Source organism: Mesorhizobium sp. M0854 (assembly GCF_040319815.1).
Lineage (GTDB): Bacteria > Pseudomonadota > Alphaproteobacteria > Rhizobiales > Rhizobiaceae > Mesorhizobium.
Genome location: NZ_JAMYOL010000007.1, coordinates 111,438 through 129,859, shown reverse-complemented (window position 1 = coordinate 129,859; position 18,422 = coordinate 111,438). Strand labels below are relative to the sequence as shown.

The 18,422-nt window shown below is 63.5% G+C and carries 23 protein-coding genes; 11 read left to right on the top strand and 12 right to left on the bottom strand.

Annotated elements, in window-relative coordinates; translation table 11 throughout:
• Positions 1 to 153: 153 nt before the first annotated feature.
• From ybgC to NKH99_RS14095, 8 genes are all read right to left on the bottom strand, one after another.
• Positions 154 to 624, bottom strand: a complete 471-nt coding sequence (gene ybgC / locus NKH99_RS14130) for a tol-pal system-associated acyl-CoA thioesterase (RefSeq protein ID WP_353014419.1) — start codon at positions 622 to 624, stop codon at positions 154 to 156.
• Between the two features lie 127 nt (positions 625 to 751).
• The gene (gene ruvB, locus NKH99_RS14125) at positions 752 to 1,792 is read right to left on the bottom strand and encodes a Holliday junction branch migration DNA helicase RuvB (RefSeq protein WP_353014418.1); all 1,041 of its coding nucleotides are present in this window, start codon (positions 1,790 to 1,792) and stop codon (positions 752 to 754) included.
• A gap of 46 nt (positions 1,793 to 1,838) precedes the next feature.
• Positions 1,839 to 2,123, bottom strand: a complete 285-nt coding sequence (locus tag NKH99_RS14120; RefSeq protein WP_353014417.1) for an AbrB/MazE/SpoVT family DNA-binding domain-containing protein — start codon at positions 2,121 to 2,123, stop codon at positions 1,839 to 1,841.
• A 40-nt stretch (positions 2,124 to 2,163) separates the two neighbouring features.
• A complete protein-coding gene (gene ruvA / locus NKH99_RS14115) occupies positions 2,164 to 2,784 on the bottom strand; it encodes a Holliday junction branch migration protein RuvA (RefSeq protein WP_352522865.1) in 621 nt (206 codons plus the stop codon).
• 13 nt (positions 2,785 to 2,797) lie between these two features.
• Positions 2,798 to 3,220, bottom strand: coding sequence for a type II toxin-antitoxin system VapC family toxin (locus NKH99_RS14110; protein ID WP_352767618.1), 423 nt, complete (start codon positions 3,218 to 3,220; stop codon positions 2,798 to 2,800).
• Entirely contained in the window at positions 3,198 to 3,467 is a 270-nt protein-coding gene (locus NKH99_RS14105) for an AbrB/MazE/SpoVT family DNA-binding domain-containing protein (protein ID WP_352471202.1), read from the bottom strand. The genes NKH99_RS14110 and NKH99_RS14105 overlap by 23 nt, the downstream gene beginning before the upstream one ends.
• Before the next feature lie 56 nt (positions 3,468 to 3,523).
• On the bottom strand, positions 3,524 to 4,036 hold the full coding sequence (ruvC, locus tag NKH99_RS14100; RefSeq protein ID WP_352737791.1) for a crossover junction endodeoxyribonuclease RuvC: 513 nt from the start codon (positions 4,034 to 4,036) through the stop codon (positions 3,524 to 3,526).
• A 264-nt stretch (positions 4,037 to 4,300) separates the two neighbouring features.
• Positions 4,301 to 5,155 carry an SDR family oxidoreductase gene (locus NKH99_RS14095; RefSeq protein WP_352450831.1) on the bottom strand — a complete coding sequence of 285 codons (855 nt, stop codon included), beginning with the start codon at positions 5,153 to 5,155 and terminating at the stop codon, positions 4,301 to 4,303.
• A gap of 192 nt (positions 5,156 to 5,347) precedes the next feature.
• Between NKH99_RS14095 and NKH99_RS14090 the strand changes: the two genes are divergently transcribed.
• Positions 5,348 to 5,665 carry a winged helix-turn-helix transcriptional regulator gene (locus NKH99_RS14090; protein WP_352450832.1) on the top strand — a complete coding sequence of 106 codons (318 nt, stop codon included), beginning with the start codon at positions 5,348 to 5,350 and terminating at the stop codon, positions 5,663 to 5,665.
• A gap of 38 nt (positions 5,666 to 5,703) precedes the next feature.
• Here NKH99_RS14090 and rcdA read toward each other — a convergent pair whose 3' ends face one another.
• Entirely contained in the window at positions 5,704 to 6,231 is a 528-nt protein-coding gene (rcdA, locus tag NKH99_RS14085; protein ID WP_352450833.1) for a protease adaptor protein RcdA, read from the bottom strand.
• Between the two features lie 579 nt (positions 6,232 to 6,810).
• Here rcdA and NKH99_RS14080 point away from each other — a divergent pair.
• Positions 6,811 to 7,362, top strand: a complete 552-nt coding sequence (locus NKH99_RS14080; RefSeq protein WP_353014416.1) for a DUF2269 family protein — start codon at positions 6,811 to 6,813, stop codon at positions 7,360 to 7,362.
• A 40-nt stretch (positions 7,363 to 7,402) separates the two neighbouring features.
• Here the strand turns inward: NKH99_RS14080 and NKH99_RS14075 are convergent, their stop codons facing one another.
• A complete protein-coding gene (locus tag NKH99_RS14075; RefSeq protein WP_352450835.1) occupies positions 7,403 to 8,173 on the bottom strand; it encodes a sulfite exporter TauE/SafE family protein in 771 nt (256 codons plus the stop codon).
• Positions 8,174 to 8,268: 95 nt separating this feature from the next.
• On the bottom strand, positions 8,269 to 8,718 hold the full coding sequence (locus NKH99_RS14070; RefSeq protein ID WP_023678010.1) for an Lrp/AsnC family transcriptional regulator: 450 nt from the start codon (positions 8,716 to 8,718) through the stop codon (positions 8,269 to 8,271).
• Positions 8,719 to 8,850: 132 nt separating this feature from the next.
• Between NKH99_RS14070 and NKH99_RS14065 the strand changes: the two genes are divergently transcribed.
• From NKH99_RS14065 to NKH99_RS14055, 3 genes are all read left to right on the top strand, one after another.
• Positions 8,851 to 9,735 (top strand): DMT family transporter, encoded by an 885-nt coding sequence (locus NKH99_RS14065; RefSeq protein ID WP_352742977.1) that lies wholly within the window; start codon positions 8,851 to 8,853, stop codon positions 9,733 to 9,735.
• Between the two features lie 176 nt (positions 9,736 to 9,911).
• On the top strand, positions 9,912 to 10,559 hold the full coding sequence (locus NKH99_RS14060; RefSeq protein WP_352450837.1) for a thiamine phosphate synthase: 648 nt from the start codon (positions 9,912 to 9,914) through the stop codon (positions 10,557 to 10,559).
• Between the two features lies 1 nt (position 10,560).
• The gene (locus NKH99_RS14055) at positions 10,561 to 11,592 is read left to right on the top strand and encodes a tetratricopeptide repeat protein (protein ID WP_352450838.1); all 1,032 of its coding nucleotides are present in this window, start codon (positions 10,561 to 10,563) and stop codon (positions 11,590 to 11,592) included.
• Positions 11,593 to 11,634: 42 nt separating this feature from the next.
• Here the strand turns inward: NKH99_RS14055 and NKH99_RS14050 are convergent, their stop codons facing one another.
• On the bottom strand, positions 11,635 to 12,651 hold the full coding sequence (locus tag NKH99_RS14050) for a zinc-dependent alcohol dehydrogenase family protein (RefSeq protein WP_353014415.1): 1,017 nt from the start codon (positions 12,649 to 12,651) through the stop codon (positions 11,635 to 11,637).
• A 97-nt stretch (positions 12,652 to 12,748) separates the two neighbouring features.
• Between NKH99_RS14050 and NKH99_RS14045 the strand changes: the two genes are divergently transcribed.
• The 6 genes from NKH99_RS14045 (at position 12,749) to NKH99_RS14020 (ending at position 18,190) form a co-directional block, all read left to right on the top strand.
• Entirely contained in the window at positions 12,749 to 13,621 is an 873-nt protein-coding gene (locus tag NKH99_RS14045) for a LysR family transcriptional regulator (RefSeq protein WP_353014414.1), read from the top strand.
• A gap of 138 nt (positions 13,622 to 13,759) precedes the next feature.
• Positions 13,760 to 14,326: an elongation factor P gene (gene efp, locus NKH99_RS14040; RefSeq protein WP_023678016.1), complete on the top strand. Its 567-nt coding sequence runs from the start codon at positions 13,760 to 13,762 to the stop codon at positions 14,324 to 14,326.
• 82 nt (positions 14,327 to 14,408) lie between these two features.
• Entirely contained in the window at positions 14,409 to 15,209 is an 801-nt protein-coding gene (locus NKH99_RS14035; protein WP_023678017.1) for an inositol monophosphatase family protein, read from the top strand.
• Positions 15,210 to 15,308: 99 nt separating this feature from the next.
• Positions 15,309 to 16,016, top strand: a complete 708-nt coding sequence (gene trhA / locus NKH99_RS14030) for a PAQR family membrane homeostasis protein TrhA (protein ID WP_023678018.1) — start codon at positions 15,309 to 15,311, stop codon at positions 16,014 to 16,016.
• Between the two features lie 115 nt (positions 16,017 to 16,131).
• A complete protein-coding gene (locus tag NKH99_RS14025) occupies positions 16,132 to 17,157 on the top strand; it encodes a MotA/TolQ/ExbB proton channel family protein (protein ID WP_352471212.1) in 1,026 nt (341 codons plus the stop codon).
• A gap of 1 nt (position 17,158) precedes the next feature.
• Positions 17,159 to 18,190 carry a peptidoglycan -binding protein gene (locus NKH99_RS14020; protein ID WP_352471213.1) on the top strand — a complete coding sequence of 344 codons (1,032 nt, stop codon included), beginning with the start codon at positions 17,159 to 17,161 and terminating at the stop codon, positions 18,188 to 18,190.
• Positions 18,191 to 18,422: the final 232 nt, after the last annotated feature.

The window sequence follows — 18,422 nt, the reverse complement described above, 5'->3', positions numbered from 1 at the left end:
GCTTGGATTCTTCCAATCTTAACCAATCCCTTCATGGACCGTTATGGTTAAGGATGGGTTAGGACGTACAGCGCGGCGCATTGCCGCGCCCCGACGACCAGCCCGGCGATCCTCGCCTCGACCGGGAGCTCCGGATCTTCCGCCTCTGAACTCTTATTTGCGCGTTCCGGGCATGAAGGCTGCCACCCAATCCTTGGGAAAGCGCCGCGGCCGGCCGTTCTCGCCGACGATCGCCGCTTCGACCCGCGCCTCGACCAGCACTTCGCTGCCGCGTTTCAACTGCTGCGCCATGACGATGCGGGCGCCGGAAATGTCTTCGGTGCGCGTATCGATGGTCAGGATGTCATCCATGCGGGCCGAACCGCGGAAATCGATCTCCATGCGCCGCACCACCCAGACTATTTTCTCGCCATGCTTGCCATCGGCAAGCTCGGTGTGGTGGACGCCCGCCAGCCGCAGATAGTCGGTACGGCCGCGCTCGAAGAATTCGAGATAGCGCGCGTGGTAGACGACGCCGGAAAAATCGGTGTCGGCATAATAGACCCGCGCCATCAATCGATGGCCGAATTCCGTCAGCGCGCCGGAAAGTCCGGCGGACAATGCCGATTCACCGTGATCGTCCATTGCGCTGTCCTTTTGGCCCGACAGGCCCTGTTTCAAGCAACACCTGTTTTGCGCATAGACCGGCGATGATCAAGACCTGGAGGGCTGGGCCGGGGACTGCCAGCACCGAAGCCATAAGCAGCGGAACTTAGGGTTCTTCCTGGAACAGGCTGATCTGCTGCTGCGCCAGGTCCTTTGGCGCGTCGAGGCCGAGATGCCGCCAGGCATTGGCCGCCAGCACGCGGCCGCGCGGGGTACGCATGATGAAGCCTTGCTGGATCAGAAAGGGTTCGATGATGTCCTCGATGGCATCGCGTGGCTCGGAAAGCCCGGCAGCGATTGTCTCGATGCCGACCGGCCCGCCGCCGAAATTCCGGGCGATCATCGACAGATAACGGCGGTCGAGCGCGTCGAGGCCGAGCCCGTCGACCTCCAGCCGCGTCAGCGCCTCGTCGGCGACCTTGCGGTCGACATGACCGTCGCCGGCAACGCTGGCGAAGTCGCGCACCCGGCGCAACAGCCGGCCGGCGATGCGCGGCGTGCCGCGCGCCCGCCGGGCGATCTCCAAGGCACCGTCGTCGCCGAGCGACATGGCAAGGATGCGGGCGCCACGCCGCACGATCTGCTCGAGTTCCTCGACCGAGTAGAAATTGAGCCGCACCGGAATGCCGAACCGGTCGCGCAGCGGGTTGGTCAACAGGCCGAGCCGGGTGGTGGCGGCGACAAGCGTAAAGCGGGCAAGGTCGATCTTGACCGAGCGCGCCGCCGGCCCCTCGCCGATGATCAGGTCGAGCTGGAAATCCTCCATCGCCGGATAGAGGATTTCCTCGACCGCCGGGTTGAGCCGGTGGATCTCGTCGATGAACAGCACGTCGCGGTCTTCGAGGTTGGTGAGCAGCGCCGCCAGATCACCGGCCTTGGCGATGACCGGACCCGAGGTCGAGCGAAAATTGACGCCGAGCTCGCGCGCCATGATCTGCGCCAGCGTCGTCTTGCCGAGGCCGGGCGGGCCGACGAACAGCACATGGTCGAGCGCTTCACTGCGGCCCTTGGCGGCCTCGATGAACACTTTGAGATTGGCTCGCACCGCCGCCTGGCCGACGAAGTCGCCGAGCGTCTGCGGCCGCAAGGTCTGCTCGGCGTCCTCGCCGCGTCTGTCGGGAGCAATGAGGCGTGGCGAAAGGCTCATGCGCATACCGCCCGAAAGAAAAAGTTTGTATCGATACCGATCAACGTCACCCGGCATCCTCTCGTTCGTCGCCGTGCTCCTTGCCAACAACATGGCGGCCCACTGCATCTCTTACCACCGCGTCGATCTGTTCCAGCGCAGCAGGCCCGTCAGGTGGATCGCCTAGAAATCCAGCGACGTCGGCAAATTCGAGATTGCGCGGCGTTCCTATCAGGAGACCATCCACGACCGTCCCCGCAACAGTATCGCCTGACTTGAGCGACAACTCGTTCCGGACTTTCTTTGGAATCGTAAGCTGCCCCCTGGAGGTCAAGCTTGCATATCCGACCATGCTCTTGTTCCTAGTCGGAATTTATTTGTCGGGCAACGTCTCAGCGTGCCAGCTCCTTCAGCCCGAAGCGGATCAGCTTCGAGGCGTCCGCCTCTTCGCCTGCCGTCTTCAGCGCCGCCGCCACCGCATTGGCGGCGGTGTCGCGCGAATAGCCGAGATTGACCAGCGCCGAGACGGCGTCGGTGATCGGCGCCGAGGCGACGCCCTCGCCGAGCTCCTGCTTCAGGCCGATGGTGCCGGAGGCAGTGCCCGCATAGGCCGGCGCCTTGTTCTTCAATTCGGTGACGATGCGCTCGGCCACCTTCTTGCCGACGCCCGGCGCACGGCTGACCATGGCGATATCGCGCAACGCAATCGCATTGGCGAGATCGGCCGGCGCCAGCGTCGATAGGATGGCCAGCGCCACCTTGGCGCCGACGCCTTGCACATTGTTCATCAACAGCCGGAACCATTCGCGCTCCAGCACCGACTGGAACCCATAGAGCCGCAGCATGTCCTCGCGCACATAGGTCTCGATGAACAGGACCACCGCCTCGCCGGGCGGCGGCAACGCCGCAAGCGTGCGCGCCGAGCAATAGGCGACGTAGCCGACGCCATGCACGTCGACGATGCAGAAATCCTCGTCGATCTCGTCCAGCGTGCCTTTTAGCTTGCCGATCATTTGAGCTTGCCGATCATGCCGGGTGGGTTTCCGGAGAGATGATATCGAGGTCCGGGAAATAGCTGCGATAGCGCGCGGCATCGCGCGTCAGCAGCCGATGCCCAGCGACAACCGCATGGGCGCCGATAAAGAAATCCGGCAGCGTTCGTTCGCCAATGCCGCCGGCGCGGCGATAGCGCGAGTGCGTGAGACCAGCGAGGAAGGCTGCTTCCCACGGCAGGAATTCGCGATCCATCTTGAGCATGTCGACTGCTTGGCGAAGGGCCTGTTCGGTCGCAATCAACGGCGCGAGCTCGGACCAGACGATTGCATTGATTACGAGTGCGCCGTCGCGCCGGCATGCGGTAATCGCGGATGCCGACCATTTCGTCTCCCGTCCGGCAGGACCCCAAACGTCGATCAGGACATTTGTGTCAATCAATGTCGAGATCTTCACGTGGGCCCCTCAGCCATTCCATATATTCGTTCGCCGTCATGCCTCCCAGATCCAGCGTACCGGCCATACGGCCGAGCATCTGGCTGAATCTGCGCGAGGCTTCCTCCTCCGACATGTTTTCGTCGACCGCAATAACACGAGCCCCGTCCTCGGTGGGGACGAACTCCACCTCCGAGCCCGGGCCGATACCCAGATGATCCCGTATTTCCTTCGGGATGGTCACTTGGCCCTTGGTGGTAACGCGCATGGTAATACCTCGTTGGTATTACTTATTGCCCACTGGAGAACAAGTCAAGAACAACCTTATCCGGCCAGCGCCACCATCCTGTAGGCGATGCTCTGCCGGTGATGCGCGTGACAGATGGCGATGGCCAGCGCGTCGGCGGCGTCATCGCTGTCGAACGTCGCCTTCGGCATCAGCACCTTGACCATCATGTGGATCTGCTTTTTGTCGCCATGGCCGACGCCGATCACCGCCTTCTTGACGGCGTTTGGCGCATATTCGGCAACGACAAGGCCGGCACGCGCCGGCACCAGCATGGCGATGCCGCGTGCCTGGCCGAGTTTCAGCGTCGCTGCGGCGTCCTTGTTGACGAAAGTTTGCTCGACCGCCGCCTCCTGCGGCATCGCGGCATGCAGGACCTCGGCGAGCCCGTCATACAACTGGCAAAGACGCACCGCCAGGGCGGCCTTGTCGTCGGACCGCACCGTGCCGGAAGCGACGAAGCGCAGCGAATTGCCGAGGCTTTCGACTATGCCCCAGCCGGTGCGCCTCAGCCCCGGATCGATGCCAATGATGCGAATCGCTTCCCCCATCCGTCAACTTTAACCCCGGCGAGCAGCGATGCCAGCGAAATGTGAACAAACCAGAAACAGCAACCGAGTCTGGTTTAGAGAATGTTTGAGAATTCGCTCTGGCGAGACAGATAGCGTGGTTTTCGAGAACCGGAGCGGAGCGTACATAAGTACGCGAGCACCGGAAGCGCAGAAAGCTGCGCTAGTCTAGTCGTTTGAATAACTGTTGGCGCGAGCGACAGACGGTCCTCTGATCCTTTGGCGGATGTGACAGCCGTCTCGGTTTCAACCGCGCAATGCTGCCGCAACGACGCTCTCCAGTGGCGTTGTCGGTCGACCGATCAGCCGGCTCATGGCGCCGCCGTCATCGAACAACGCTCCGCGTGAGGCTGCAATGTCGGCATCGGCCAGGATAGCGGCGAGATCGGCGGGCAGCCCGGCGCCTGTCAACACGCCCTCATAGGCCGCCCCGGCAAGATCGTTGTAGGCGATCGCCTTGCCCGATTGCCGCGAGACCTTCGCCGCAAGCTCGGCGAGCGTGAAGGCTTGGTCCGCGGCGAGCTCGTAAGTCCTCCCTGCTTGATCCTCGCTCGTCAGCACCACGGCCGCGGCCTCGGCATAATCCTGCCGCGCCGCGGACGAGAAGCGCCCCTCATTTGCGGCGCCGATGAAGGCGCCGTGCTCCAGAGCCGCCGGGAGCGCCATCAGATGGTTCTCGGTGTACCAGCCGTTGCGCAGGATGACGGCGGGTAGGCCGGAGGCCGCGATGACCTCCTCCGTCTGCCGATGTTCGACCGCGAGCCTCGCGGGAGACGTGTCCGCATGCAGCATGCTTGTGTAAGCGATCAGCGAAACCCCCACCCGTTGGGCGGCCTTGATCACTGACCGATGCTGCGGCAAGCGGCCGCTGACTTCGGTCGAGGAAATCAGCAGCAGTCTATCGATGCCGGCCAGCGCCATCGGGAGCGTGTCGGGACGATTATAGTCCGCCTCCCGCACGACTACGCCGCGTTGGACAAGATCGCGGGCCTTTGCCGGATCACGAACCGCCGCAACGATCCGGCTGGCCGGAACTGTCTTCAGCAGTGCGTCGATCACGAGACGGCCAAGCTGTCCTGTTGCTCCAGTTATTGCGTACATCGTTCTGTCCATTTCGTGGTTGGATGGATTGAGAGCCTCAGATAGCGGCTCTCGTTACCCTCGGAAACCACGTATCTTGTAGTTACCATCATTTTCCGGTAACCAACTGGAAACTCTCATGGAAGATGCGCGATGGTCCTCAGGATGCGAACGAAGGTGAAGGCGCTTCCCGGCTGCCCCATGTCGAGGTGCATGGCGCTGCTTGGCGGGTGCTGGACACCCGAGGTGCTCTGGTCCTTGAGCGACGGCCCGCGCCGGTTCTCCGAATTGCGCCGCGATATCCCAGCCATTTCGGCGAAGGTGCTGACCGCCAGGTTGCGCGATCTCGAGGAGCGTGGCGTCCTCGCACGCCACGTGATGCCGACATCGCCGCCGACCGTGGAGTATGAGCTGACGTCATTGGGGCAGGAGCTGCTCCCAGCGATCAGGTCTATCGTGGAGGTCGGATCGCGCCTGCTGCTGCGTGATTCTCCCCGCCTGATGATCGCGAGCCCATCCCTTCGCGGTTAGTCTAGATGGCCGCCGGAGTAGAATTATGAAACGGTCTCTCAGCCGCGGGCGAAAGCCGTGTTGAGCAGCGTGATCTGGTCGGAGACCGGATTGAGGCGACGGCTCGACGGCGGCACCTCGGCAAGGCCGCCATAGATCTCCTCGTCCATCCGGCGCACCAGCGCCTGCAGCCGCAGCGAACGGTTGACGAGGTCGATGAAATCCTTCGGCAGCTCGGCCCAGCCGGGCGCCTCGTCATGCGCCGAGGCAGTGTCGAGACGCACCTTGGATTTTTCTGAGGCCACCTGATCGCGGGTCATCTCGCCGGAATTCGCCGCCCGCTGCAAAAGCAGCCACGACGCGACCTGCATCAGCCTGGTGGTCAGCCGCATCGATTCGGCCGCATAAAGCGTCGCCGCCAGCCTCGACAGCTTCTTGGCCTCGGCGCGGCCCTTGCCGTCGAGATATTCGGCCGCCTGCTCGACCAGGCCCATGCCTTCCTGATAGAGCGGCTTGAAGGATTGGGAGAAAACCCGGCGCTCCGCCAGCTTGATGGTTTTCGCGCTCGCCTTCGAAGGCTCGTTCATCGCTACGCCCCTGCACTTGCCTGACAGCCGGCCGATTCGGCTCTTGGCCGCCATATCCGGCAGCCTAAACGACTGAAGCTTGAAAATGCGCTTCGCTGCCAGCGAAGGCAAGCACATGTTTAACAAACGGTTAACGGCCGCATTTAGCCGGAAGGACGCCCATGCCGGCGGACAAAAAAAGAGCCGCGGATAAGGCGGCTCTCAGGAGTTTAACAGGGAGGCGTCAAACAAAGTGGCTCCAACCACTCGGTAAGAATCCAGATCACTGGATGGACATAGTAAACGCCTGTAAAGCTTAACGAAGCCTTAACGCGGGGCATATTTTTCGATCAAGCGCCCAGCATCTGTGCCGTAACAACACAGCTGACTGGCCACGGCGCCGTTCACACCACCGCCTGGAAAGTCGGGCGACGCGCTTGCGCCATGTTTCCTCCAGATCGTGACCGACATACCGAAACAGATCCGCTCGCCGCGCGACATCGTTCCGAAACAGGCGCCGCGGTAAACGCCCGCTCCTCGCAACGAGGCGGAGCAAACCTTGCGCTCCGGCAAATCATCAAATCTCTCAAGGAGCGAATAATGGACTGGTACTCGGCCGTTAAATTTCTGCACATCGTCTCGGCGATCCTCTGGGTTGGCGGCGGCTTCACGCTGATGCTGCTCGCGGTACGCGCCGACCGCGCTGGAAACGTCGAAGGCATGCTGCAGGCGATGCGCGCTACCGGCGAGCTCGGCAACCGGTTCTTCGCGCCGATGTCGATGCTGACATTGCTTTTCGGCCTCATCATGTGCGGCTTCTGGGTCGGCTTTTCCGATCTGTGGGTGCTGATCGGCCTTGCCGGTTATGCGACGACCTTCTGCATCGGCATGTTCATCTTCAAGCCGACTGCCGACCGCATGGCAGGCATGATCGCCAAGGATGGCGTGACGCCGGCAGTGCTTGCCCAGGGCCAGCGCGTCCTCAGCGCCGCGCGCTTCGACTATTCGGTGATGCTGGTGATCATCGCGGACATGGTGCTGAAGCCGACGCTGCACGACATCACCATTCTGGGCTGCATGGCGTTCGTACTGGCAACCGGCGCCGCGCTCGCGCTTGGCAGGACGCAGCAGCTGCTGCCGAGTGCCGCCTGAGGTGTAAGGAATCCGGCGGCGGCCGAATGGGGCCGCCGTCTTACAGGAGGCCGGCGATGCCGTCCCACAGAAGCTTGACCGCGACGACCGCCACGGTCGCATAGGTGAAGGGATAGAACAGCTCCGGCCGCATCCGCCGCACCAGCCAGGCACCGGCGATTGTCGACAGCGGCGCCAGTGGCATCAGCACCGCCGACGCCGTCAAATTGGTGGTATCGAACTGGCCGAGCGCGAAATAAGGGATGAGCTTCAGCGCGTTGGTGACGGCGAAGAAGATCGCCGCGGTGCCCGACAGCACCTTTGGATCGAGCCTGATGGGCAGCGCATAGACCTGAAAAGGCGGGCCGCCGACATGGGCGACGAAGCTGGTGAACCCGGCAACAGTACCCCAGAAGCCGGCGGCGACGCGGTTGGGCTCCGCCGCGTGGCCGGCACCGTGGCGGAGTTGCAAATAGAGCCAGCGCAGCACGAAGATCAGGGCAACCGCGCCGACGATCAGCCGCACCATCTCTTCGGTTACAAGTGCCGCCGTCAGCCAGCCAAGGGCGATGCCGATCACGGCGCCCGGCATCATGTCGGCCAGCATCTTGCGGTCGAAGATGCCCCACCATGTCCACACCGAGACAATGTCCATCAGGCACAGAATTGGCAGAAGGATTGCGGCAGCCTGAACCGGCGGCATGGTCAGCGCCATCAACGGCACGCCGACAAAGCCGACGGCGCCGCCGAAGCCGCCTTTCGACAGGCCGACGAGGATGACGGCCGGAATAGCCGCGGCATAGAACCAGGGATCGACGAGCAGGCCTGACATGGGGAAGGGACGCTGGAGGGAAGGTTGAACTCTGAAATAGACCAGAAATGGCCAGACCGCGACCGCAAATATGTGGGCCACGCCACCGGAACCCGTCACATGTTTGGCATGTCGAGCGGCGGCGGGCGCCTCCGGATCGGCTGCGCCTTGATGATGGCGGTGCTGGTTTCGGCCTTGTCGGCGATGCGGTCGAGAATCCCGTCGAGCTCGCCGATCGAGCGGACGAACAGCCGGGCAACGAAGCAGTCATCGCCCGTCACCTTGTCGCATTCGCCGAATTCCGGGATTTCCTCGATCAGCTTCTGGACGATGTGCAGCTTGCCCGGCAATGGCCGGATGCGAACGATCGCCTGCAAGGCGTAGCCGAGCGCCTGCGGATCGATGTCGATGGTGAACGCGCGGATGACGCCGCGATCCTCAAGCCGTCGAAGCCGCTCCGAAACGCTTGGTGACGACAGCCCGACCTGCAGCGCCAGTTCCTTCAGCGAGGTCCGTGAATCCTTGACCAGGATATCGAGGAGCTTTCTGTCGAGCTCGTCCAGCATTTTACAATTCCAAGAAAAATCCGATGTTTACCTAATTTAATGAGGTTCATCATGCATATCACCGGCTAGAAGTCATGGAAAGACCCGATCCGCCGTGAGATTATAAAATCTCAACGGGTTTAAGGAGCATCCATGGACAACACGGTACGCGGCACGATCGAAATGACGGCGGCGATGGCGATCCTCGGCACGATCGGCTGGTTCGTCGTCCTTTCCGGCCAGCCCATCATGGACGTGGTGTTCTGGCGCTGTGCTTTCGGGGCGGTAACGCTGCTGATCATCTGCGCGGCGCTGGGACTGCTGCGTGGCAGGCTGTCGCTTCGCATCGTCGCGATCGCGGCTCTCGGCGGTGCTGCCATCGTTATCAACTGGCTGTTGCTGTTCAGCGCGTTTTCCCGCGCGTCGATCTCGATCGCCACGGCCGTTTACAACACGCAGCCCTTCATGCTGGTAGGTTTTGGCGCGCTCTTCTTCTCCGAACGGCTGACGGTGACCAAGCTGACCTGGCTCGGCATCGCCTTTGCCGGCATGCTGCTGATCGTGCAGGCCGCGCCCGATGCAGGCGATCATGGTACGGATTACTTTACCGGCATTGCGATGGCGCTGGCCGCGGCTTTCTTCTGGGCCGTTGCGGCTATCGTCACCAAGAAGCTCAAAGGCACGCCGCCGCACCTGATCGCCCTGATCCAGGTCTGCGTCGGCGTTCTCATGCTGGCACCCTTCGCCAATCTCACCCACCTTCCCGCCGATGCGCGGAGCTGGGTCATGCTGGCGACACTCGGCATCGTCCATACCGGCCTGATGTACATCCTCATGTACGGTGCCATCCAGAAGCTGCCGACGCATCTGCAGGGATCGCTGTCCTTCATCTATCCCGTCGTCGCCATCCTCGTCGATGTCGTCGCCTTCGGCCATCGGCTGCAGCCGGCGCAGATCGTCGGCGCCGCCGCCATCCTGGTCGCCGCCGCCGGCATGAATCTCGGCTGGTCGCTGTGGAAATCGAAGGTGCCTGCGTAGGGGCCGCAAGCGACCGGCGGGGAGAATTTCGGCCAACGGCAGCCATGCGCCGAGCCCCATAAAATCGTTGACGGCAAACGTGATCCCCCTGCCGCCTGTTCAACTCCCGCACTTTGCTCTATGCCGCAATGCAACCATCTTCGCCCGGCATAGGCGATAACCGGGACCGAACACCAATGAATGACGCAACGCCGCCCAACCGCTGCCGCATCGTGCTGATCGCGCCGCCGAACGTGCCGGCCGAGCGCATCGCCGCGGCCTTCGACGGCGGTGACGTCGCCTCGCTTATCCTGCCGGAAAACGGTATGGACGAGGCCTCTTTCCAAGCCTTTGCCGAACAGATCGTGCCGGTGGCGCAAGCGGCCGGCATTGCCGTCATCATTGCCGGCGACACCCGCATCGCCGGCCGCGTCCAGGCCGACGGCATTCATGTCGAGGTCGGCAAGGACGAGCTCGCCGAAACGATCGAACACTTCCAGGCCAGGATGATGGTCGGCACCGGCGGCGCCAAGACCCGCGACGATGCGCTGGAACTCGGCGAGGTCAGGCCTGATTACATTTTCTTCGGCCGTTTCGGTTACGACAACAAGCCTGAGCCGCACCCCCGCAACCTGTCGCTCGGGCAATGGTGGGCGGACGTCATCCAGATCCCCTGCATCGTCATGGCCGGATCGGATCTTGCCTCGGTGGAAGCGGTCGCCGCCACCGGCGCTGAATTCGTGGCACTGTCCAGCGCCGTTTTCGCCGACGGCGTCGATCCGAAGATGGCGGTCGCCGCCGCCAACGCGCTGCTCGACGAAACCGCGCCGCGCTTCGAGGACTGACGTGCTCTCGCGGAAAATCCTTTTCAGCGCCTTTCTTGCAACGGCCGTGACGCAGGCGATAGCGGCGGAACCCGTTCCGCTGCCGCAGCCCAGGCCGGATTCCAGCGAACCTGCCGACAAGCCGATCGCCGCACAATTGCCGCAGCCCGCCACCACCACGCCGTTGCCGTCGGCCGACACCATCAACCCCGACCGCTTCGGCGCAAAGCCGTCCGATGCTGCCTACGGCGCCTTTCAGCGCGGGCTCTACAAGACGGCCTACAACCTTGCGCTCTCCCGCGCTCAAAACGGCGATCCGGCAGCACAGACGCTGGTGGCCGAGATATTGTCGCGCGGCCTCGGCGTGCCGGTCGACGCGGCAGGGGCGGCGAAGTGGTATGCGCTTGCCGCCGAGCAGGGCGTCCCGGAATCGCAATTCCAGTATGCGCTGATGCTGCTCGACGGCCGCTACGTCAAAAAGGACGAGAAGGAGGCCTATGCGCTGATGCAGGCCGCCGCCGAGGCCGGCAACCGCCTGGCGCAGTTCAATTTTGCGCAGCTGATGGTCGAACAGGAGCCCGGCGATGCCGGTATTGCCAAAGCCGTATCCTATTACGAGCGCGCTGCCGCGACCGGGCTTGCCGACGCACAATATGCGATGGCACAGGTCTACGCCAATGGCGCCGGCGGCAAGCCGCGCGACGATGTCCGCGCCCGCGGCCTGCTGGCACAGGCCGCGCGGCAGAACTACGACACCGCACAGATCGATCTCGCAACCTGGATGATCGAGGGGCGCGGGGGGGCCCGCGACCTGAAATCCGGCTTCAACTGGATGAAGCAGGCCGCCGAGGGCGGCAATGTCGCCGCCCAGAACCGTCTCGCCAAGCTCTACATGAACGGCATCGGCACCGACCCGGATCTGATCCTCGCCGGTGCCTGGTATGTTGTCGCCCGCCGCGCCGGGCTGATCGACCAAGAGATGGACGATTTCCTGCAGGGCCTGACCGACGAGCAGACGCAGCAGGCGCTGCAACGGGCCAACCGCCTGCCCTGACCGCGGTCTCGCGACTCATCGCACCGGGCTCGTCAGGCGGGCTCATTGCGTATGATCGAGCACGACCTTGCCGAAGGGCGAGCCGTGTTCAAGGTACCGAAAGGCTTCGGCGGCCCGGCTCCATGGCACGACCCGGTCGATCACCGGTCTCAACCGGTTGACGACAATGGCGCGGTTCATCGCCTCGAAGGATTCGCGTGAGCCGACCGGTATGCCTCGCGCCCGGACCTGCCGGCGGAAGATGTCGAGCGGGTTGATGGCGCCGTCACTGCCGCCGAGATAGCCGATGACGTTGATCTGGGCGCTGCGCGCCGCTGCCCTCAGCGATTGTGCAAAACTCTGCGGTCCGCCAACCTCGATGATATGGTCGGCGCCGCGGCCATCCGTCAATCCCAGCACGGCCGATGCCCAGTCGGGGACGCTGCGATAGTTCACGCCGTCCTGCGCGCCAAGTTGCCTCGCCCGCGCAAGTTTCTCGTCGCTGCTCGACGTCACGATGACGCGCGCGCCGGCAGCGGCGGCGAACTGCACCGCAAACAGCGAAACGCCGCCGGTGCCGAGGCAAAGCACGGTGTCGCCGGGTTTGACGCTGCCCTCCGTAAACAGCGCGTGCCATGCCGTCACGCCGGCGCATGGCAGCGTCGCCGCTTCGGGGTCGCTCAGATTGGCCGGCGCCAGCACCGCCGCCTGTTCGTCGAGCCGGGCAAATTCGCTGAGCAGCCCGTCGATCGGGCCGCCGCGTTGATAGGAGGGCTCGGCCATCGCGAAACTGCCGCCGACCCAGCGTTGCCAGAACGTGCCGCAGACCCGGTCGCCGATCTTGAACCGGCTGACCTCGGCGCCGATGGCAACGACTTCGCCGACGCCGTCCGACAGCGGCACCAGCGGCAATGCAAACTTCGTGTGATAGCTGCCGCGGACGATCTCGGCATCGCGGTACTTCAGCGCCGTCGCCTTGACCTTCACAATCATCTCCTGGCGCCCTGGCTCAGGCATCGGCCGCTCGACCATTCTAAGGTTCTCGAGGCCGCCCGGGCTCTGCAATTCGATCGCCTTCATCGTCGTTCCTTTCCAGCTGGGTCCTGCCGGAGGAAAATCGCTTGCCATCCATCGGATTTCAAATTCATAATGTTCAGGATAATTATGCTTCTCTGACATGTTCGGGTGTGTCGTGCTTGAAGAACTGAAAACACTGGCGCTCTTTGCCGAGGAGGGTTCGATTCAGAAGGTGGCGCAACGCCTGCCATTGACGCAGCCGGCCGTCACCCGCCAGATCCAGCGGCTGGAGGAGATGCTCGGCACGGAATTGCTCGACCGCCGGCTAAAGCCGTCGCGACTGACCCCGGCCGGCGTAGAGGTGCTGGCACGCGGCAAGGACATTCTCGCCGCCGTCGACGCGCTGAGATCATTCGCCAAGGGCGACGAGCCGGGGGGCCTGCTGCGGCTCGGCCTCGCGCATGGACTTTGCGACAAAGCCGTGGCCGCCGCCATTGGTGATGCCGTGGCGCGGTTTCCGAAGGTCTCGCTGCGTCTGAAGAGCGGCTGGAGCCTTGAGCTGGCCGACCAGCACAAGCGCGGACAGCTTGACCTCGCCGTCATCCTGGACGCCAGCAATTCCAAAGCTGGCGACGGCGTTGTCGGAACCGAGGCCCTCGGCGTCATCGCTGCCGAAAGCACTGTCCGGCAAGCCGACGTCAAGACCATGCCCTGGATCCTCAGCCCTGAGCCTTGCGACGCGCGCCGGCGGCTGGCGGCTGCCCTGGCCGAGGGCGGCCACAGGTTGATGGTCGGCGCCGAGATTCAGGACAGCGCGCTGCAGATCGACTGGGTTCGTCGAGGCCAAGGCCTTGGCCTGCTGCCCAGGCGGCTGCTGCGGGAAAAGCTGCCTGAGGGCATTGCCCTGGTCGACGCTCCCGGCCTCGAGCTGTCGCTGCGAATTGTCGTCCTGCGTTCGCCGCACCTGCATCTTTTGAGAGAGGTCGCCGACGCGGTGACCGAGGCCGTCACCGCGACTGTCAGGACGGACTGAGGCCGCCACGCCGCGCTGCCGGGCCAGCTTCGTTCCCGCTTCATCGGAAGGCGCTCCTTGCCTCTGCTGGCGATTTGTGGTCTTGGAGGCGCCAAATTGCCCTTTGCGGCGATCATCTCATTTCCGGATCACCTCACCATGGCCAAGATCAATGGCAACGAAATCCGTCCCGGCAACGTCATCGAGCATGATGGCGGCCTTTGGGTGGCGGTCAGGACCAACACCGTCAAGCCCGGCAAGGGCGGCGCCTACAACCAGGTCGAACTCAAGAACCTGATCAACGGCACCAAGCTCAACGAGCGCTTCCGTTCGGCCGAGACGGTCGAGCAGATCCGGCTCGATCTGAAGGATTTTTCCTTCCTCTACGAGCAGGGCGACGCGCTGGTGTTCATGGACACCGAAAGCTACGAGCAGCTCGAATTGCAAAAGGAGTTCGTCGGCGATCGCGCCGCCTTCCTGCAGGACGGCATGATGGTGACGGTCCAGCTCTATGACGAAAGGCCGATCGGCATTTCGCTGCCCGACCAGGTGACGCTGACCATCACCGAGGCCGACCCGGTGGTTAGGGGCCAGACGGCAGCCTCGTCCTACAAGCCGGCGATACTCGAAAACGGCATCCGCGTGCTGGTGCCGCCGTTCATCGGCTCGGGCGAGCGCATCATCGTTGATACCAACGAAATCACTTACGTGCGCCGCGCCGACTAAGGCGTGATCCCAAAGAGTTGCAGACTTTTTGGATAAAGATCATGCGTCAAGGCAAATAGGCGCAGCGACAGGAAGAACAGCAATGGCGCGTTCCGCGATCCTCAATGTCATGGTCCAGGCCGCAATGAAGGCCGGCCGCTCGCTGTCGCGTGACTTCGGCGAAGTGCAGAACCTGCAGGTCTCGATGAAGGGGCCGGGCGACTATGTCAGCCAGGCCGACCGCAAGGCCGAAGACATCGTCTTTGCCGAACTCTCCAAGGCGCGGCCCGGCTACGCCTTCCTGATGGAGGAACGCGGCGTGATCGAGGGCGACGACGGCCAGCACCGCTGGATCGTCGACCCGCTCGACGGCACCACCAATTTCCTGCACGGCATTCCGCTCTTTGCCGTTTCGATCGCGCTGGAGCGCCAGGGCCAGATCGTCGCCGGCGTCGTCTACAATCCGGCGATGGATGAGCTCTATACCGCCGAGCGCGGCGGCGGCGCTTTCATGAACGACCGCCGGCTGCGCGTCGCCGGCCGCACCAAGCTGGTCGATGCGGTGATCGGCTGCGGCATGCCGCATCTCGGGCGTGGCCAGCACGGCAATTTCCTCATCGAGTTGCGCAATGTCATGGCCGAGGTCTCTGGCGTCCGCCGTCTCGGCTCCGCCTCGCTCGATCTCGCCTACGTCGCCGCCGGCCGCATGGACGGGTTCTGGGAAACCGGCCTGTCGGCCTGGGATGTCGCCGCCGGCATTTTGCTGATCCGCGAGGCGGGCGGTTTCGTCTCCGATTTCGCCGGGGGACAGGATGTGCTGAACGCCGGTTCACTCGTCGCCGGCAACGAACTCATCCAGCGCGCGCTGTTGAAGACTATCAAAAGGCCACTCTCAGCCGGCTGATAGAGGCACGCCGCGCTGAACCGCCGCAGTCGCAAAACCGCAACCAAAGCTTGAAATACTGTCCCGCGGCCGCCCAGATAAGGTGGCGCAGGATCATCGATGACGAACAGCCGGCCCCAACCCCAGAGCGAACTCTCCCAGCTCGACATTCCCTTTATGGGGCGCTGGCATTACTCGCGCGCCGAGATCATCGCCGACGGCATTGTCCACGCCGTGGGCATCGTGCTAGCGATCGCTGCCGGCTCGACGCTGCTGGCACTGGCCGCCTATCGAACCGGCCCCGGCGAATACGTCGCCGCCGCCTTCTATGTAGTCTCGCTGCTCACCGTGCTGTCGGTTTCGCTGGCCTATAATGTCTGGCCGGTCTCGTCGCCGGCGAAATGGATATTGCGGCGCTTCGATCATGCCGCGATCTATCTGCTGATCGCTGCCACCTACACGCCTTTCCTGGCCCAGCTCGGCGGCTCGCCGCTGGCCGTTTCCATGATCGTCCTGGTCTGGACCGCCGCGGCGGTCGGCATCGCCATCAAGGTCTTTCTTCCCGGCCGTTTCGACCGGCTGGCGATCGTCTTCTACCTAGCCATCGGCTGGAGCGGTATCGTTCTGGTGGAGCCGCTCGTGCGGACGCTGCCGGCGACATCGATCGCGCTCATCGTTGCCGGCGGCATCGTCTACTCCTGTGGCGTGATCTTCTTCGCCTGGAAGGGCCTGCGCTTCCACAATGCGCTGTGGCATGGCTTTGTCGTCACCGGCGCCGGCCTGCATCTGGCCGCCATGGTCGACTGCCTGGTCATCAACCGGCTTTGACCTCCGGTCGCGGACAGTGGCAATATTGCCAAGCGCCATTCAATTTCGTCACAATTCCGTTTAGAGTCGCAAACACAAATTGATCGGCGGCGACGGCATCGGAAACGGGGCACGGATGACTCTTCTCAGATCCTTCGGCATGGGCAGGCGCTCCGACGTTCTGATCTACGATCCGCACAAATTGTCGAGCCCGCAGGTGTTTCTGCTGACCATGGTGATCTTTCTGTTCATCGTGGCCTTTATCGCCGCCATCCTGACGCGCCAGATCTCGACCGCCTTCGTCACCAATCCCGGCCTCAACGGCCTGATCATCGGCGTGCTGGCGGTCGGCATCCTGCTGGCCTTCGTCCAGGTCGGCCGGCTGTTCCGCGAGGTGCGCTGGGTCAACTCGTTCCGCGCCGGCTCCGAAACCACCGAACCGGTGCTGCTGGCGCCGATGAAGGCGATGATCGGCCGCTCCTCGACGATTGCCTTCTCGACCAGTTCGATGCGCACCATGCTGGATTCGATCGCCACCCGGCTCGACGAAAGCCGCGACACGTCGCGCTATCTTGTCGGACTGCTGGTGTTCCTCGGCCTGCTCGGCACCTTCTGGGGCCTGCTCAACACGATCGGCTCGATCCGCGAAACCATCGAGTCGCTCGATCCCGGCACCGGCGATGCCGCGGCCGTGCTCGAATCCCTGAAGCAGGGGCTTTCCGCTCCGTTGGCCGGCATGGGCACCGCCTTCTCGTCCTCTCTGTTCGGCCTCTCCGGCTCGCTGGTGCTCGGCTTCCTCGACCTGCAGGCCGGCCGCGCCCAGACGCGCTTCTATACCGAACTCGAAAACTGGCTGTCCTCGGTCACCGACCTGTCCTCCGACATCGTCGTTGCCGACACGGCCAAGACCGAACCCTCCGAGGAAATCCGGCTGTTGTCGGAAAAGCTGCGCACTCTGCAGGAGAATGGCGGCGGCTCCAATCCGCGCGTCGCCACCGCCATGGCCAATCTCGCCGACGGCATTTCCGGCCTGGTCAAGAACATGCGCTCGGAACAGCAGATCATGCGCGACTGGGTCGAGGCCCAGTCGGACGAGCAGAAGGCGATGCGCAACACCCTGGAGAAGATCGCCGACGCCTTGAAGAAGCCTGGAGTGCATTGACGTGGCGTTGGCACGAGGCCGGCGCTCCGACCGCCGCATCGATTACTGGCCGGGCTTCGTCGATGCGCTGTCGACGCTGCTGTTGGCGATCATGTTCCTGCTGACGGTTTTCGTGCTGGCGCAGTTCCTGCTCGGCCGCGAGATCTCCGGCAAGGACACGGTGCTCAACCGCCTCAATTCGCAGATCAACGAGTTGACCCAGCTTCTGGCGCTGGAACGCTCGACGACGCAGGACAAGGAGGACACCCTTGCCAATTTGCAGGCATCGCTGTCCGCATCGGAGGCGGAAAAGAGCCGGCTCGAGCAATTGCTGGCGCAAGGCGCTGGTGCCGGCGATGCCGCCAACCAGCGCGCGACGGCACTTTCCGGCGAACTCGACAGCCAGCGCCAGATCAGCCAGCAGGCGCTGAGCCAGGTCGAGATCCTCAACCAGCAGATTTCGGCGCTGCGCAGGCAGATCGCAGCGCTCGAACAAGCGCTCGACGTGTCCGAAACGCGCGACCGCGAATCCAACACCAAGATCGCCGATCTCGGCCGCCGCCTCAACGTCGCACTGGCGCAACGCGTGCAGGAGCTAAACCGCTACCGCTCCGATTTCTTCGGCCGCTTGCGTGAAATTCTTGCCGACCGCGAGAACATCCGCATCGTCGGCGACCGCTTCGTCTTCCAGTCGGAAGTGCTTTTCCCGACCGGCTCCGAGGTGATCAACGATGCCGGCAAGCTCGAGATGAAGAAGCTTGCCGATGCCATCATCGAATTGCAAAAGGAAATCCCGCCGGAGATCAGCTGGGTGCTGCGCGTCGACGGCCACACCGACAACAAGCCGCTCTCCGGCACCGGCCGCTACCGCGACAATTGGGAATTGTCGACGGCGCGCTCGACATCGGTGGTCAAGTTCCTGATCGAGAACGGCGTGCCGGCCAACCGGCTGGTCGCGGCCGGCTTCGGCGAATTCCAGCCGCTCGACCCCGCCGATACCGAAGAGGCGCGCAACAAGAACCGCCGCATCGAGTTGAAGCTGACCGAGCGGTGATCTGCAAGCCTTTGGCTTGTATCATGCGCCAGGTCGGGCCGGCTCGAGCCGGCTCAAGTCGGCGGCATTTAGGGCACTGGTGCGGCAGCGGCAAGAGCTGAAAAAATTACCATTTTTTAATTACACTTTGCCGCCGTGGCCTTTAGCCTTGGTCATGGGCCGAGAACCGCCGGCGGTGGAACCGCTCATCGCGACGCGACGGAACCTGACGGCCCGCGGCCGGAAGGCAGGA